The sequence below is a fragment of the Pseudomonas sp. GD03944 genome, assembly GCF_029839275.1.
Taxonomy (GTDB): domain Bacteria; phylum Pseudomonadota; class Gammaproteobacteria; order Pseudomonadales; family Pseudomonadaceae; genus Aquipseudomonas.
In genome coordinates this window covers 1-16,304 of the sequence record NZ_JAOCAH010000019.1, presented here as the reverse complement: position 1 = coordinate 16,304, position 16,304 = coordinate 1, and the positions used below count along the sequence as shown (strand labels likewise).

Below are 16,304 nucleotides of genomic sequence, written 5' to 3'. Positions count from 1 at the left end.
AAAAGACACCCGGTGCGCCATCGTGACGCACCGGGTCGGGGAGGGGTTTTGGATCAGAAGCTGTAGGCGACGGTGCCGGTCACGGTGCGACGGTTGCCGGTGAAGCAGTCGCCACGCGCCAGGCAGGTGGTGTAGTAGGTTTCGTCTTCCAGGTTGGTGGCGTTCACGGTGAAGTCCCAGTTCTTGTACTGGTAGCCGACCATGGCGTCATACAGGGTGGTGGATGGGGTTTTCAGGTCGTCCTGGCCATCCCAGCTCGCGCCCACGTAACGCACGCCTGCACCGGCGCGGAAGCCTGGAATGCCGGCGATGCTGAAGCGGTGCATGCTCCAGAGCGAGGCCATGTCGTCCGGCACGCTTTCGATGCGCTTGCCCTTGTTGACCGCCTCGCCTTCCATCGTCTCGGTGTCGAGCTTGGTGTAGGTGCCGATCAGGTCCCAGTTGGAGGTGACTTCAACCTGGGCTTCCAGCTCCAGGCCGCGCACGCGGGTCTCGCCACTCTGCAGGGTGTTGGTCGGGTCCGTAGGGTCAGACATCTGACGGTTTTTTTCACGCAGATCGAAAACCGCAGCGGTGTACAGGCTGTTGCTACCCACCGGCTGGTACTTGATGCCCAGTTCCCATTGCTCGCCCTCGAGCGGCTTGTAAGGCGTCAAGCCGTTATTCAACCCGATCACTGGCTGGAACGACTCGCTGTAGCTGATGTAGGGCGCGACGCCGTTGTCGAACAGGTAGGTCAGACCAACACGGCCGGTGGTGGCGTCATCCTTCTGCGTGCGGCTGCCTTCGGTCTTGTTGTCTGCCCAGTCCCTGCGAAGACCCAGCGTCAGCAACCAGTTTTCGTAGCGCATCTGGTCCTGAATATAGATGCCCTTCTGAGCCACGCGTTGCTCCGGAGTATCGCTCAGGCTGATATCCGAACCGTCGTACCCCGTATAGACAGGGTTGTATAGATCAAGCGCCCCTGGATTGCCGCCACCAGTTTTTTCGTTGGCCACCGAGTGCTGATAGTCGACCCCGACAAGTACGGTGTGTTGCAACGCGCCCGTATCGAAACGCGCTTCGCCCTGATGGTCAGCCGTCCACATTTTTACTTCCGGCTTGGAGATGGAGGAAACGCGATCGATCGTGCGGCCGTCCGCCGCGTATACCCAAGGCCAGCCATAGACCGTCTGGTAACTGGCTTTGCTCTTCTGCCAGCGCAGGTTCTGCCGCACGGTCCAGGTGTCACTCAGGCGCCAGGAGAAATTCGAGGTCAACGCGACCTGCTCGGTATCGTATTCATCAAAGCCTGGCTCGCCGGAGAAGGTGCTGCTGCTCAGGTGGCCGGCACGGCCCCGGTACAGCGTGCCTTCATGGGGCAGGAACTGCGAGGAGGACACCGAATCGTCCTTCTGCACGTTGGCCATCACGGTCCATTCGATGTCGTCGTTGGGCTTCCAGGTCAGCGACGGCATGAACAGCGAGCGGTTGTCGTGCACATGGTCCACTTGCGAGCCGGCATCGCGCTTGATCGCCACCACGCGGTACAGCAGGGTGCCGTCTTCGTTCAGCGGGCCGGTGGTGTCCACGGCCAGCTGCTTGCGGTCGAAGGTGCCGTACTGCGCCTGAATCTGGGTCTTCTGTTCGGCCTGCGGACGCTTGCTGACCATGTTCACCAGGCCGCCCACCGGGCTCTGGCCGTACAGCATGGACGACGGGCCCTTGAGCACTTCGATGCGTTCCAGAGTGAACGGATCGACCCGGGTGTTGTTGTAGTAACCCACGCCCTGCTGCAGGCCGTCGAGGAACATGGCCGGCGAGGTGCCACGGACCATGATGGAGTCGACACGGCTGTCGAGGCCGAAGGCCTCGCCACGCACGCCGGCGCTGTAGCGCAGGGCGTCCTGCACGGTCAGCGAGCCCTGGTCGCGAATCCGGTCAGCGGTCACGACGCTGATCGACTGGGGGATTTCGGTGATCGGCGCATCGGTCTTGGTACCGCTGGCGCTGCGGGTGGCCACGTAACCCTGGACCGGGTCGCTGGCCCGCTCGACCATGGGGGTGGCGATGACGCTCTGAGCATCCAGCTCGATGGTGTCCTGGGCGGCTTCTTCCGCGCTGATCGCCATGGAAACGGCCACCATGGGAACACCCAGGGCGGCGAGGCGGATGGAACGGGCGAGGGATCGACGAGCAAAAACACAGGAGACAAGCATGCGGCTCTCAGTCTGTTGGCGGTTTTTCGGAGGGCGACATGATATTGATAAATATTCTTACTTAAAACAGTGAATACGAATATTTGACAATAAATCTCCGTTTTTCTCCGAACTTCCCTGCTAACACCGCTTCGCTTCAGGCCGCCTGCAAGGCTCGCCCCAGAGCCTACGTCATACTGAACGCGCCCCGATCTCGCCCGAGCAAATGAGTGCTGGCCAAATGACCCTGCTTTCATTAAGCTCGCACACCTGTATGGATACACAGTAATTCTTGCGAATCTCCCGCCGGCCGAACAGCGCGGGCAGGTGATCGCAGCAAAGCGTGTGCATGGATCAGCACCGGGGTCGTACGATAGGCCCGCCCACTGACGGGCCGGTAACCCAACTGCATGACGACGTGGGGCTACCCCCTCCACCTACTGCACCTGATGACGAGGCCGAAGATGGCTGTTGAAACCCTGTATCGCAGTACCCGCGACCTGGAGACTACTTTCGTGGACCGCAAACTTGCCGACGCGCACGATCAAATGCTGGAGCTGGCTGAATCGCTCACGGAGATCCTGCTGAAGAATGTCGAAGGTCTGACGGAAAAGCAGGCGGAAGACGCCAGCATCTACATGGCCAAGAACCGCATGGTGTTCGCGGCGGCCTTCAAGAACAACGTGGGTGCCCTGGCCGAGCTGTCCCAGCCGGCCGAGTAACCCACGCACGAACCGGGCGGCGATGCGCCGCCCCAGGGTTCAACGCCCGTAGAGCAGGCGTTCGGCCAGGCTGTCGGCGACACGCGCCGGCGAGCGCTTGTCGACCTGGGCATGGGCATAGACTTCCGTGAGCCGACGGCTGATCTGCGCCAGGTGCGCGGTGATCGCCGGCAGGCTTTCACCCCGGTGCTGCAAGGCGACGTAGATCAGGCCGCCCGAGTTGATCACATAGTCCGGCGCATAGAGGATGCCCCGCGCCTGCAGGGTGTCGGCGATCTCCGCGCTGGCCAGCTGGTTGTTGGCCGCCCCGGCCACCGCCGAACAACGCAGTTGCCCCACCGTTTCGGCATTGAGCACACCGCCCAGGCCGCAGGGCGCAAGGATGTCGCACGGCGTGGTGAGCAGCGCATCGCTGGCCACCGGGCGTGCACCGAACTGCTCCACCGCCAGTTGTACCCGCCCCGCATCCAGGTCGCTGACCAGCAGGTCCGCCCCCACCGCATGCAACTGCTCAGCCAGGGCATAACCCACGTTCCCCAGCCCCTGGATGGCCACCCGCAGGCCTTCCAGGTTGTCACTGCCCAGACGCGCCTGGGCGGTGGCGCGAATGCCGGCGAACACACCCATGGCGGTGTGGGGCGACGGATCGCCTTCGCGGGTGGTGCTGGTCACATGCTGGGTGTGCTGGGCGATGCAATCCATGTCGGCGCTGGAGGTGCCGCTGTCCATGGCGGTGATGTAGTGGCCATTGAGGCGTTCGATGAAGCGCCCGAAGGCTTCGAACAGGGCGCCGCGGTTATCCACATGGGCTGGCCGGATGATCACCGCCTTGCCGCCGCCCTGCTCCAGCCCCGCCAGCGCGGCCTTGTAGCTCATGCCCTGGGCCAGGCGGATGGCATCGCGGATAGCGCTCTGTTCATCCGGGTAGGCCAGGTAGCGGCAGCCTCCCAAGGCGGGCCCCAGCCGGGTGTTGTGGATGGCGATGATGGCCTTGAGGCCCGACTCCGGGTCCTGCGCGAGGTGCAATGCCTCAAGTCGGGCGGCTTCCATCATGGTGAACATGCTGTGGCTCCCCTGCTTTCGGTTACCAGCAGTATAGGTGCCGCCTCCCGTCGCGACCGGCCGAACCGATCTAAGTCACGAAACCAGCTGTCCCAACGAGGCATAAGGATTCAGAGACTGGACGTAGCGCGGGGAGACGGTTAAAAACGACCTATCACCGGAGGTGACCATGAGCCCGCGCGAACACTGCTTTGCCTGCCTTGATCGTGAGCCCCCTGCCTGCTTCGAAGCGGCGCTGTGGGTTGCCGCCGAACATGACCCCACCGTGCAACCGGCGGACGTCATGCAGGAGCTCAACAGCCTGCTGGTGCAGGTGCGGGCCGGCCTGCCGGACCTGCCTGCGCAGGAAATGGCCCAGCCGCTGCTGCGGCGCCTCAACGAGCTGGATTTCCACGAGGACGAAGAGAGCCCGCTGCGGCCCCATGTCGCCCTGCTGCACAAGGTGCTGCGGCGCCGGCGCGGGCAGCCGCTGTCCCTGTCGCTGATCGCCCTGGAGCTGGCGCGCCGCCTGGAGATTCCGCTGCAGGGGGTGAACTTCCCCGGGCATTTCCTGCTGCGCGTCCCCGGTGCCGACCACCTGCTCGACCCTTGCGGCGGCCGCCGTCTGTACACCCGCGACTGCCGCGAGTTGCTGCAGCGCTACCAGGGCAAGGGCAGCGTGCTCGACGCCACCCACCTGACCACTTGCGATGCCCGCGGCATGCTGCTGCGCCTGTCACGCAACCTGCGCCAGCTGCACCTGCTGGACGATGACTACCTGCCTGCCCTGAAGGATGCCGAACGGGTGCTGCAACTGGGTGCGCCGACCATGGCCGATCATCTGGCCCGGGCCGAGTTGTACCAGCGCCTGGAGTGCCCGCATGCCGAACGCTTCGACCTGGAGCGCGCCCTGCTGCTGTGTGACGACCCGGCGCAGCGCCTGCTGCTGGGCGAGCGCCTGCGCCAGCTGAGCGGCACCTGCGCCCTGCACTGACGCCCTACAGCAGCCCCAGGGTCTTGGCCCGCGCCACCGCCTGGGTACGCCTGGCCACCCCGAGCTTGCCGTTGATCCGCCGGGCATGGGTCTTGACCGTGTGCAACGAGATGAACAGCTGCTCAGCCACTTCCTGGTTGGAACAGCCCTGGGCGATCAGGCGCAGCACTGCCAGCTCACGGGTACTGAGCGGCGAGGCCTCGGTCGGGGCCGGCGCAACCACCAGGTCGCGGCCCTGCCCCAGCAGGCGCGCATGCAGGCTTTCGTCCGGCTGCCCAGGCAGGTGCTGGTCGAGCCATGCCGGCTGGCGCTGCTGCAGCTCCAGCAGCGGCCGCACCAGCACCTGGCGCGCCGCCTCGGCCAGGGCTCCGCTCAACTGACCGTCGGCCTCGTCGATCTGCCCCGCCAGGTACAACGCCTCGGCCAGGCCGAAGCGGCACTCGCAGGCCAGGGTCAACTGCCCCCTCATCTGTGTCTGCGCCATCTGCTCGCGGAACGCCTCGATCGCCTCCTCATGGTGCCCCTCCAGCATCTGGCAGACCGCCAGGTAGCGACGAATGCGCGGCAGCAGGTCGAACGAGCCGGACGGCGCCAGCAGGTCACCGTCGCCGTACTGTTCGAGCACCCGGGTGAACGCCTCGCGGGCCTTGTCCAGTTCATTCTGGCGCAGCCAGCACAGCCCGCTGCTCAGCTCCAGCACGCCGCGATAACGCACCTCCGGCACATGCCGCCACTGCATCAGCCGTTCGGCTTCGCGCAGGCACTGGAACGACTGTGGGAAGCGGTCTTTCAGCGACGCCAGACCGGCCAGGCCCAGGTAGCCGTAGAAGGTATAGGCATCCTCGCAGCTCTCGGCCTCGGCCAGTCCCGTCTGGTAGGTGGCACAGGCGTCTTCGAGCAACCCCTGGGCGGCGAGCAGGCGCCCACGCAGCAACAACAGCCGGCCGAGCACCGGGCTATGGCGCACCGTGGCCCGCAGGTGCTCCAGGGCGTGGTCCACCAATTCCAGCGCACGCACGCTTTCACCGCTCATTTCCAGCCAGTGGATGCGGTCGACAGTGAGCAGGCTTTCGTACAGCACGCTGCCGCACTGGCGCGCCAGGCGGATGCCTTCCAGGTTGAAGTGCTCGGCCACATCCATGCGCCCTTCGGCCATCGCCTGCTGGCTCAGGGCCTGGTGGCACAGCACCCGCTGCGACCAGGCCTGCTCCGGCAGCACCTCCAGGGCCTCCAGGCAATGCCGGGCCGCCTCGGGCTCGCCGCGCTGGCGTGACAGCGTGCCATTGAGCGCCTGCCAGTGCGCCAGCAGCACCCGCTGGCGCCGGGCATCCGGCTGCGGCAGGAAGTGCGCCAGGTCCGCCATGCAATCGTCCACTTCGTCCAGGCGGGCGCAGGTGAGCAAGGCCCAGGCGTGCAGCACGATCAGCCGCGGCGTACTGGCGAACAGGGTCTGGGGCAGCTCGGTGCGCCATTGCAGGAACAGCGAGACGTTGCGCCCGGTCAGCAGTTGCTCCTGGCCGAAACGCTGCAGGTAGTTGGCCGCCACTTCCGGCTGGTGGGCGAGCAAGGCGTGCTCCACCGCCTCGCGCAGTTCACCGCGCTCGGCGAACCAGCGGCAGGCCCGCAGGTGCATGGGCGACAGGGCGAAGCGCTCCGGTTGACGGCGCAGGGCCGCGGCCAGCGGCGTCCACAGGCACCACCACTCGCCTTCGCACTCCTGTGCCCGCACCAGCAACTGGTGGTCCAGCAGCAATTGGAAGATCGGCGATTGCGGTGCTTCCAGCACGTGCTCGCACAGCTCGGCGGTGAAGCGCGGCAGGTGTGCCAGGGTCATCAGCACGTAACGCAGTTCATCATCGAGCGGCGCCAGCAGTTCGCGCTGCATGTACTCGTGCAGGTAGGCGGTGCCGGTGCGCAGGCGCGTCGGCAGCGACGGCTCATCGGCCTCCAACAGGGTCAGGCAGACCCCGGCCAGCCAGCCGGAGCAATACTGCTGCAACTGCTCCCGCTGCGCCGGCGACAGGCTCACGGGGTAGCCCTGCGCCACCTGCTCCAGCTCCTCGTCAGTCAGCGCCAGGGCCTGGGCATCCAGCGCCAGCAGGTCGCCTTGCAGCAGCAGGCGCGGCAGGTTGCACAAGGGCTTGCGGCGACTGCTGAGCCACCAGGCGACGCCCGTCGGCCCCTGCTCCAGCAATTGCTCCAGGCAGTCGTCGAGTTCGGCGCAGGGCGTTCTCGGGTAGTCGTCGAGCACGATCCACAGGCGCTGGCCGGGCACGTCCAGCAGTGCCAGCAGGGCATCGACCACCGGCCCTTCGGGCACCGGTCGGTCCAGGGCGGCGGCCAGGCGCGCCAGCAACTGCCCGGCGCTCAGCGCGCGGCCGCCCAGGTCGAGCCAGAGCAGGCGGGTGTCGTGGGGCAGGTGTTCCATGCATTCGCGCAGCAGCACCGTCTTGCCGAACCCGGCGGGTGCGCACAGCAGCCGCAGGCGGCACTCGCTGGTCAGCAACGGCTCGCTCAGGCGACGGCGCGCGACATGCTGCGCGGGCAGGCGCGACGAACGGCGCACCGGTGGGTTGAGCGGGGTGATGGTCGCGTGGCGTTGAGGGTTCACGGACATGGCATCGGCTCCCTTTTTTATCGTTGTGGAAGCACCGCAAGGCGGGCCTTCGAGCCTACCCCCATCGCAACGAAAAAGGCGGCCCCAAGGGCCGCCTGAATGTCACGTCATAAGGCTCAGCGCACGCCGGCGTTACGCAGGGCCGCAGGGGTGTAATCCTTGGCCGAGGTCTTGATGCCGAACTCGATGGAGCGCTTCTCCTCGTTCATCATACCGATCGCCAGGTAGCGGCCGCCGATGATGTCGTAGAGCGCCTCGAAGGCGTAGCTCGACGCCTGCGCCACGTAGTGCTGGTAGATCATCGCCTCGCCCACGCGCCACAGCTGGCCACGGCCGTCGTACATTTCCGAGGCGGCGATCTGCCAGGAATCCTCGTCGACGAAGAAGCGACGCTTGGCGTAGATGTTGCGCTCGCCGCTCTTGAGAGTCGCTTCCACTTCCCACACGCGGTGCAGCTCGTAGCGCGCCAGGTCGGAGTTGGTGTGGCCGACCTTGAGGATGTCGCTGTACTTCACTTCAGGCGAGTTGATCTTGTAGTTGTTGTAGGGGATGTACATCTCGCGCTTGCCGACCAGCTTCCAGTCGTAGCGGTCCGGCGCCCCGTTGAACATGTCGAAGTTGTCCGAGGTGCGCAGGCCGTCCGACGCGGTGCCCGGGCCGTCGTACGCCACCTGCGGCGCACGCCGTACGCGGCGCTGGCCGGAGTTGTAGAGCCAGGCCATGCGCGGCTCCGCCACCTGGTCGAGGGAGTCGTGCACCAGCAGCACGTTCCCCGCCAGGCGCGACGGCGCGGTGACCTGCTGCTTGAAGAACAGCAGGGCGTTTTCCGCCTTGGCCGGGTCCAGGCCCGCCATGCCGCTGGGGAACGACACCTCGTCGGTGAAATGCACCAGGGTGTAGCTGCCATTGGCCTGGGGCGTGGCCTGCACGATGTTGCGGCGCAGGTTGCCACCGCGGTAGCGGGTGATGTGGTTCCAGATCACCTCAAGACCATTCTGCGGAATGGGGAAGGCGTAGTAACGGCTGTCGGTGAAATCCTTCAGGCCGTTGCCGCCCGGCATCAGGGTGGTTTTCTCGGCGCTGATGCGCGCGGCAGCGTTGATTTCATCCGGCACGTTGGTGGTGCGGTGGGTGGTGTAGACCGGCATCTTGTAGCTGTCCGGGTAGCGGGCGAACATCGCCAGCTGGCCGGCGGACAGCTTGTCCTTGTACTGGTCGACGTTCTGCGCGGTGATCACGAACAGCGGCTTCTCGTCGGCGAACGGGTTGCCCAGGAAGCCGTTGGCGCTGACCGGTGCGGCGTCCTTGGGCAGGCCGCCGGTCCAGGCCGGAATGGTGCCGGCGGCGTTGCCGGCCTTTTCACCGCCCAGGGGCGTCAGGCTGGTACCGAGCTTCTCGACCTCGGCGGCAGGTACGGCGGCCATCACGCTGCTGGCGAGCAACGACAGGACCAATGCGCCGAACAGATTTTTTGTGGTGTTCATGCTGGTTCTTTTCCTCTGTATTCCCGGAGTCCGGCCTTAGAAGTTCACGCCAAAACTGAGGGCGACGAAGTCGCGATCGGTGTTGATGTGGTAATCGCCACCGAAGAAATTGGTGTACGACAGGCTGGCGGTGTAGGTATTGCGGTACTCGGCATCCAGGCCGATGCTCGCGGCCTTGGTGCCCTCGTTGAAGACCGGGCCGTAGCCGTCCACGTCGTGGGAGAACGACAGGTTGGGCTTGAGGTTGACCCCGGCGAATACGTCGCTGTAGTCCCAGATCGCCCGGGCGCGGTAGCCCCAGGAGGTGGCGGTGACGTAGCCGTGGCGGCCGTACATCGCGTCGGATTGCAGGTTGGCCGCGCCGGTGCCATAGGCCGTGCCGTAGATCGCATCGCGGCCGTAACGCACCTCGCGGGTGCTCTCCAGGCCGCCGACGCGGGTCACGCCGACCTCACCGACCACGGTCAGGCGGTCCGCGCCCATGACCTGATCGAAGAAGTGGGTGAAGGTGGTCTGCGCCTGGGTGACTTCCTTGCGGTTGTAGCCGCGGTGCTCGACGCCCGCCATGGCTTGTGCACCCGCCAGGCCGCCAGCGGCAGCACCGGCCGCGACGCTGGTGGCGATCAGCGGCGTCAGGTCGGCGGTGTTGAGGCCGATCGGCAGGTTCGGCCGGTAGCTCAGCTCACCCGACCAGGCGGTGCCGGTGGGCAGCGTGGTGGAGAAGCTCAGGCCGTAGAGGCGAATGTCTTCCGGGTAGTCGAAGAAATACTGGCCGCGCCCCAGCAGGATCGGCTGGGCCAGGGCGCCCCCGGCGACAGTCAGGGCATTGAGGATGTCGGCAGCCGAGGCGTTCTTCACCGTCAGGTTCGGCGTACGGCTGTGGTAGTTCATGAAGTACGCGCCGTACTCGGTCTCGTCGCCCTGCCAGCGCAGCGCCACGCCCCACTGGCCGGAATCGCGCGCATCGCGGTCGCCGCCACGGGGCAGCTTCAGGCCCTCGCCGTTGACGTCCACGCCCAGGCCCGCGAGGGCACCGGTGAACGGCGCCAGGCCGGCCAGGGTGGTGGCGTCGAGGATGCGGTAGTTGTCGGTGCAACCGTCCTGCAGCACGTCGGTGGTGGAGAAGAAGGTGCCGCAGTTGTCCACCACGGTCTGGTCCCACTCCAGCTGATAGAAGGCTTCGGCGGACAGGTTGTCGGTGAGGCTCTGCGACACGTAGAACATGTTGACCGGGATCAGCCCTTCCTTGACCTCGGCACCGGGCCGGCGGAAGGCGGACACGTCGATCGGGTTGATGCTGTTGATCGAGTTGCCGATGAAGGTGCTTTCGCCCCAGCTCACCACCTGCTTGCCCAGGCGCACGCTGCCCGGCAGGTCGCCGATGGCGTAGTTGTGGTAGACGAAGGCATCGAGCAGCTCGGCACCGGCGGACTGGGCGCCTTCCTTGCGGTTGTTGTCGCTGATGTCCTTGAACAGGCGGCTCTCGTCCTTCAGTTCGAAGTCGTACCAGTACTTGCCCCGCACGAACACACCGGTGTCGCCGTAGCGCAGCTCCAGGTCGTGGATGCCCTTGAAGATCTTCGAGAAGGTTTCACCCCGTTTGAAGTTCAGCCGCCCGTCATCGTTGGTCTGGGTGAAACCGGTCCCGCCGTTGGCACTGCCGACCAGATCCCGGTCCGGCTTGGCGGTGGACCAGCTGGCACCGATGGACATAGACGAGTCGAGCTGCCCCTCGATTTCCCCGATGTTGAAGGTGACGGCCTGGGCCTGGGCGGCAGTGCCCATGGCGATGGCGATAGCCAGAATCGTTGGCTGGAATGCTCCGGGCCTTTTTGTTGTTGTCATGCGGCTCTCCTGGTTGGTGAAACTGGGAGAACCGTACGCATGGCCTGTCGGGTGGATAAGCGCCCGAAGGGAGGATTCGCGCTGTCGCTCGAAAGAGTGAACGGCCAGGGACGGCCGGCTTCGGGGCGGCGATTCACGGAATGAATGATGCAGCTGTTCCATGCGTGCGGGCGCCTCGCTCGATCAGGCCCGTCGCGCGCCGCAGCAGAAGGTCCGACGGCCGAGATCACCGGGATGAACGCGCCGCAATCGTATCGATTTCAATACGGCGTAATGAAAGCGACACATACCTGCCAGCGGGCGACATGACCCATTCGTTACGACAGTCAGCAACCTTGCCTGAAAAGACCGTATCGATTTCGATACACAGCAAATCTCAAGTTCAACCGGAAAAATATCCAACCAATTGATTTATATACAAATAACAGCAATGGCACTGCCTTTGCTAACAGCTCTTCATCTGCTCGCCACCGCACGGGCGCTTTTTTCATCGCCCGCGCCAGAAACGGGCGAGCCGACCACTTGAGGAGTTCACATGAGCGAGTTGCGTTATACCGTCGATCACGAATGGCTGCGTCAGGACGCCGATGGGTTGGTCACCGTAGGTATCACTGCCTATGCTCAGGAAGCACTGGGTGACGTGGTCTTCGTGCAATTGCCGGAGGTGCAGGACTACGCCATGGGCGCCGAAGTCGCCGTGCTCGAATCGGTGAAAGCCGCCAGCAACATCGCCATGCCCCTCGACGGTGAAGTGGTGGAAATCAACACCGCCCTGGAAGCCAGCCCGGAGCTGGTCAACGAAGACCCGCTGGGCCAGGGCTGGTTCTTCCGCTTCCGCCCCGTCGACGCCTCCGCCGTGGCCGCCCTGCTCGACAAGGCCGCCTACGACCGCCTGCTGAACGCCAACGCTGACGCCTGAGACCCCGACATGACCGATCTGACCACCCAGAACGAATTCATCGCCCGCCACATCGGCCCGCGCGACGCCGACACCGCGGCGATCCTCGACACCCTGGGCTACGACAGCCTCGACGCGCTGACCGCCAGCGTCATCCCGGAAAGCATCAAGGGCAGCAGCGTGCTCGGCAGCCAGCCGGGCCTCAGCGAAGCCGATGCCCTGGCCCGCATCAAGGCCATCGCCGGCAAGAACCAGCAGTTCAAGACCTACATCGGCCAGGGTTACTACGGCACCCACACCCCGAGCCCGATCCTGCGCAACCTGCTGGAAAACCCGGCCTGGTACACCGCCTACACCCCCTACCAGCCGGAAATCTCCCAGGGCCGCCTGGAGTCGCTGCTGAACTTCCAGACCCTGGTCAGCGACCTCACCGGCATGCAGATCGCCAACGCCTCGCTGCTGGACGAAGCCACCGCCGCCGCCGAAGCCATGACCTTCTGCAAACGCCTGTCGAAGAACAAGGCCAGCAACACCTTCTTCGCCTCGCAGCACTGCCACCCGCAGACCCTCGACGTGCTGCGCACCCGTGCCGAGCCCCTGGGCATCGAGATCGAAATCGGTGACGAGGCCACCATCGGCGACGCCAGCGCCTACTTCGGCGCCCTGCTGCAGTACCCCGCCAGCAACGGCGACATCTTCGACTACAGCGCCCTGGTCGAGCGTTTCCACGCGGCCAACGCCCTGGTCGCCGTGGCCGCCGACCTGCTGGCCCTGACCCTGCTCACCCCGCCGGGCGAGTTCGGTGCCGACGTCGCCCTGGGCAGCGCCCAGCGCTTTGGCGTACCGCTGGGCTTCGGTGGCCCGCACGCCGCCTACTTCGCCACCCGCGACGCGTTCAAGCGCGACATGCCGGGCCGCCTGGTCGGCATGTCGGTGGACCGTTTCGGCAAGCCGGCCCTGCGCCTGGCCATGCAGACCCGCGAGCAGCACATCCGCCGCGAGAAGGCCACCAGCAACATCTGCACCGCTCAGGTGCTGCTGGCCAACATCGCCAGCATGTACGCCGTGTACCACGGTCCCCAGGGCCTGACCGCCATCGCCCAGCGCGTGCACGCACTCACCGCGATCGTCGCCCAGGGCCTGAGCAAGCTGGGCCACAGCATCGAGCAGCAGCACTTCTTCGACACCCTGAGCATCGCCACCGGCGCCCAGACCGCCGCGCTGCATGCCAAGGCGCGCGCTGCCGGCATCAACCTGCGGGTGATCGACGACACCCGCCTGGGCCTGTCGCTGGACGAAACCACTGACCAGGCCGCCGTGGAAAACCTGCTGGCCCTGTTCGCCGGCACCCAGGCCGCACCGGCCTTCGCCGAGCTGGCTGCCCAGGTCGCCACGCGCCTGCCGCAAGGCCTGCTGCGCCAGTCGGCGATCCTCCAGCACGCCGTGTTCAACCGCTACCACAGCGAAACCGAGCTGATGCGCTACCTGCGCAAGCTGGCCGACAAGGACCTGGCCCTGGACCGCAGCATGATCCCGCTGGGCTCCTGCACCATGAAGCTCAACGCCGCCAGCGAGATGATCCCGGTCACCTGGCCGGAGTTCGGCAACCTGCACCCCTTCGCCCCGGCCGAGCAGAGCCAGGGCTACCAGCAACTGACCGACGAACTGGAGGCCATGCTCTGCGCCGCCACCGGTTATGACGGCATCTCCCTGCAGCCCAACGCCGGCTCTCAGGGCGAGTACGCCGGCCTGCTGGCGATCCGTGCCTACCACCAGAGCCGTGGCGACGATCAGCGCGACATCTGCCTGATCCCGCAATCGGCCCACGGCACCAACCCGGCCACCGCCAGCATGGCGGGCATGCGCGTGGTGGTGACCGCCTGCGACGCCCGCGGCAACGTCGACATCGACGACCTGCGCGCCAAGGCCGAGGAACACAAGGAGCGCCTGGCCGCGCTGATGATCACCTACCCGTCCACCCACGGGGTGTTCGAGGAAGGCATCCGCGACATCTGCCAGATCATTCATGACAACGGCGGCCAGGTGTACATCGACGGTGCCAACATGAACGCCATGGTCGGCCTCTGCGCGCCGGGCCAGTTCGGTGGCGACGTCTCGCACCTGAACCTGCACAAGACCTTCTGCATCCCCCACGGCGGTGGCGGCCCGGGCGTCGGCCCGATCGGCGTCAAGTCGCACCTGATCCCGTTTCTCCCCGGCCACGGCCACATGGCCCGCAAGGAAGGGGCGGTCAGTGCCGCGCCGTTCGGCAGCGCCAGCATCCTGCCGATCACCTGGATGTACATCAGCATGATGGGCGGCGACGGCCTCAAGCGCGCCTCGCAGATGGCGATTCTCAACGCCAACTACATCGCCCGCCGCCTGGAAGAGCACTACCCCGTGCTCTACACCGGCAGCAACGGCCTGGTGGCGCACGAGTGCATCCTCGACATCCGTCCGCTCAAGGACAGCTCGGGCATCAGCGTCGACGACGTGGCCAAGCGCCTGATCGACTTCGGCTTCCACGCCCCGACCATGTCGTTCCCGGTGGCCGGCACCCTGATGATCGAACCGACCGAAAGCGAGTCCAAGGAAGAGCTGGACCGCTTCTGCGACGCCATGATCGCCATCCGCGAGGAGATTCGCGCGGTGGAGCGCGGCGACCTGGACAAGGACGACAACCCGCTGAAGAACGCCCCGCACACCGCCCTGGAACTGGTCGGTGAGTGGACGCACTCCTACAGCCGCGAGCAGGCGGTGTACCCGACCGCCACCCTGGTGGAAGCCAAGTACTGGCCGCCGGTCGGTCGCGTCGACAACGTGTTCGGCGACCGCAACCTGATCTGTGCCTGCCCGTCCATCGAGGCCTACCAGGAGGTCTGACGCCCCTCGTCGATGCACCGCCCCGGAACCGAAGCGGTCACGCTGCCCGGGCCGGGACGGTACACCACGAACGCTCCACGATCACCGAATCGGTGATCGCATCGTGTTTGTGGCTGCCCGATGTGCGACCCTGTGTCGGCAATACACAGCGCATCGGGTAGCCACTGCCCTCCTTCTGCCGAATGACGGCGGAAGATGCTTGGCGACCTGGCAACAGGCTTTGCGGCACAACCGCACGAAAGTCCTTATTCGGCCCGGGTAATCCCCGGTGTCCAACAACAAGAAAAAGGAGCGTTACATGGAATTCCTCTCTTCTCTCGTCAATCAGGTCAACAGCCTCGTCTGGGGACCGCCCATGCTGGTGTTGATCCTCGGCACCGGTTTCTTCCTCATGCTGCGCCTGAAGTTCATGCCACTGGCCAAGATCGGTGCCGGTTTCAGGCTGATGTGGCAGGGTCGCAAAAAAGATGACGAAGAAAGTGGCGAGATCAGCCCCTTCCAGGCCCTGATGACCTGCCTGGCAGCCACCGTGGGTACCGGCAACATCGCCGGGGTCGCAACGGCGATCTTCCTCGGCGGCCCGGGTGCCCTGTTCTGGATGTGGTGCACGGCGCTGGTCGGCATGGCCACCAAGTACTGTGAAGTGGTACTGGCCGTGCACTACCGCGAGAAGGACGAGCGCGGCGAGCACGTGGGCGGCCCGATGTACGCGATCAAGAACGGCCTGGGCAAGAAATGGCTGTGGCTGGGCACCGCGTTCGCCATCTTCGGCGGCCTCGCCGGTTTCGGCATCGGCAACATGGTTCAGGTCAACAGCATGGCCCACGCCCTGGAAACCACCTTCGCCGTCCCGCTCTGGGTGACCGGCCTGGTGACCATGATCATCGTCGGCCTGGTCATCCTGGGCGGCATCAAGCGCATCGGCAAGGTCGCGGCGGCCCTGGTGCCGTTCATGTGCGTGGCCTACATCATCGCTTCGGTGGTCGTGCTGGTGGTCAACGCCTCGGCGATCCCGGGCGCCTTCGAGCTGATCTTCACCTACGCCTTCACCCCGATCGCCGCCACCGGTGGCTTCGCCGGTGCGGCCGTGATGGCAGCGATCCGCTTCGGTGTGGCGCGCGGTATCTTCTCCAACGAAGCGGGTCTCGGCACCGCGGGCATCGCCCAGGCCGCCGGCACCACCAACAGCCCGGTGCGCTCGGGCATGATCGGCATGCTCGGGACCTTCATCGACACCATCATCATCTGCAGCATGACCGGCCTGGCGATCATCTGCTCCGGCGTATGGACCAGCGGCGCCAGCGGTGCCGCCCTGTCGGCGGCGGCCTTCGAATCGGCCATGCCAGGCTTCGGCGGCGCGATTCTGAGTATCGCCCTGGTGATCTTCGCCTTCACCACCATCCTGGGCTGGAGCTATTTCGGCGAGCGCTGCTGGGAGTTCATGGTCGGTACCAAGGCGATCCTGCCGTTCCGCATCATCTGGGTACTGGCCGTGCCGTTCGGTGCCGTCGCCCAGCTGGACTTCGCCTGGCTGCTGGCCGACACCCTCAACGGCCTGATGGCGATCCCCAACCTGCTGTCGCTGCTGCTGCTCAGCCCGGTGGTGATCAAACTCACCCGTGATCACTTCGCCAAGGAAGCCA

Annotated in this window: 10 protein-coding genes; 5 read left to right on the top strand and 5 right to left on the bottom strand. The window is 65.6% G+C overall.

Going from position 1 to position 16,304, the window contains the following annotated elements; all coding sequences use genetic code 11:
• Nucleotides 1-53 precede the first annotated feature (53 nt).
• Entirely contained in the window at nt 54-2,126 is a 2,073-nt protein-coding gene (locus N5C28_RS22005) for a TonB-dependent siderophore receptor (protein ID WP_279825491.1), read from the bottom strand.
• 515 nt (nt 2,127-2,641) lie between these two features.
• On the opposite strand from N5C28_RS22005, the gene N5C28_RS22000 reads away from it, so the two are divergent.
• On the top strand, nt 2,642-2,899 hold the full coding sequence (locus N5C28_RS22000) for a YebG family protein (RefSeq protein ID WP_279825490.1): 258 nt from the start codon (nt 2,642-2,644) through the stop codon (nt 2,897-2,899).
• Nucleotides 2,900-2,938: 39 nt separating this feature from the next.
• On the opposite strand, the gene N5C28_RS21995 is transcribed toward N5C28_RS22000, so the two are convergent.
• Nucleotides 2,939-3,961: a Glu/Leu/Phe/Val dehydrogenase dimerization domain-containing protein gene (locus N5C28_RS21995; protein ID WP_279825489.1), complete on the bottom strand. Its 1,023-nt coding sequence runs from the start codon at nt 3,959-3,961 to the stop codon at nt 2,939-2,941.
• A 169-nt stretch (nt 3,962-4,130) separates the two neighbouring features.
• On the opposite strand from N5C28_RS21995, the gene N5C28_RS21990 reads away from it, so the two are divergent.
• Complete coding sequence (locus N5C28_RS21990; RefSeq protein ID WP_279825488.1) at nt 4,131-4,934, top strand: tetratricopeptide repeat protein; 804 nt, start codon at nt 4,131-4,133, stop codon at nt 4,932-4,934.
• Nucleotides 4,935-4,938: 4 nt separating this feature from the next.
• On the opposite strand, the gene N5C28_RS21985 is transcribed toward N5C28_RS21990, so the two are convergent.
• The 3 genes from N5C28_RS21985 to N5C28_RS21975 all read right to left on the bottom strand — a co-directional run bounded on the left by N5C28_RS21985 (nt 4,939) and on the right by N5C28_RS21975 (nt 10,880).
• Entirely contained in the window at nt 4,939-7,551 is a 2,613-nt protein-coding gene (locus N5C28_RS21985) for a LuxR C-terminal-related transcriptional regulator (RefSeq protein ID WP_279825487.1), read from the bottom strand.
• Between the two features lie 116 nt (nt 7,552-7,667).
• On the bottom strand, nt 7,668-9,035 hold the full coding sequence (locus N5C28_RS21980; RefSeq protein WP_279825486.1) for a DUF1329 domain-containing protein: 1,368 nt from the start codon (nt 9,033-9,035) through the stop codon (nt 7,668-7,670).
• A gap of 36 nt (nt 9,036-9,071) precedes the next feature.
• The gene (locus N5C28_RS21975; protein WP_279825485.1) at nt 9,072-10,880 is read right to left on the bottom strand and encodes a DUF1302 domain-containing protein; all 1,809 of its coding nucleotides are present in this window, start codon (nt 10,878-10,880) and stop codon (nt 9,072-9,074) included.
• A gap of 535 nt (nt 10,881-11,415) precedes the next feature.
• Here N5C28_RS21975 and gcvH point away from each other — a divergent pair.
• From gcvH to N5C28_RS21960, 3 genes are all read left to right on the top strand, one after another.
• Nucleotides 11,416-11,799 carry a glycine cleavage system protein GcvH gene (gene gcvH, locus N5C28_RS21970; protein ID WP_279825484.1) on the top strand — a complete coding sequence of 128 codons (384 nt, stop codon included), beginning with the start codon at nt 11,416-11,418 and terminating at the stop codon, nt 11,797-11,799.
• A 9-nt stretch (nt 11,800-11,808) separates the two neighbouring features.
• Nucleotides 11,809-14,661 carry an aminomethyl-transferring glycine dehydrogenase gene (gcvP, locus tag N5C28_RS21965; protein WP_279825483.1) on the top strand — a complete coding sequence of 951 codons (2,853 nt, stop codon included), beginning with the start codon at nt 11,809-11,811 and terminating at the stop codon, nt 14,659-14,661.
• Nucleotides 14,662-14,959: 298 nt separating this feature from the next.
• Nucleotides 14,960-16,304 (top strand): sodium:alanine symporter family protein (locus N5C28_RS21960; protein ID WP_279825482.1); only part of this gene is annotated, 1,345 nt, incomplete at its 3' end.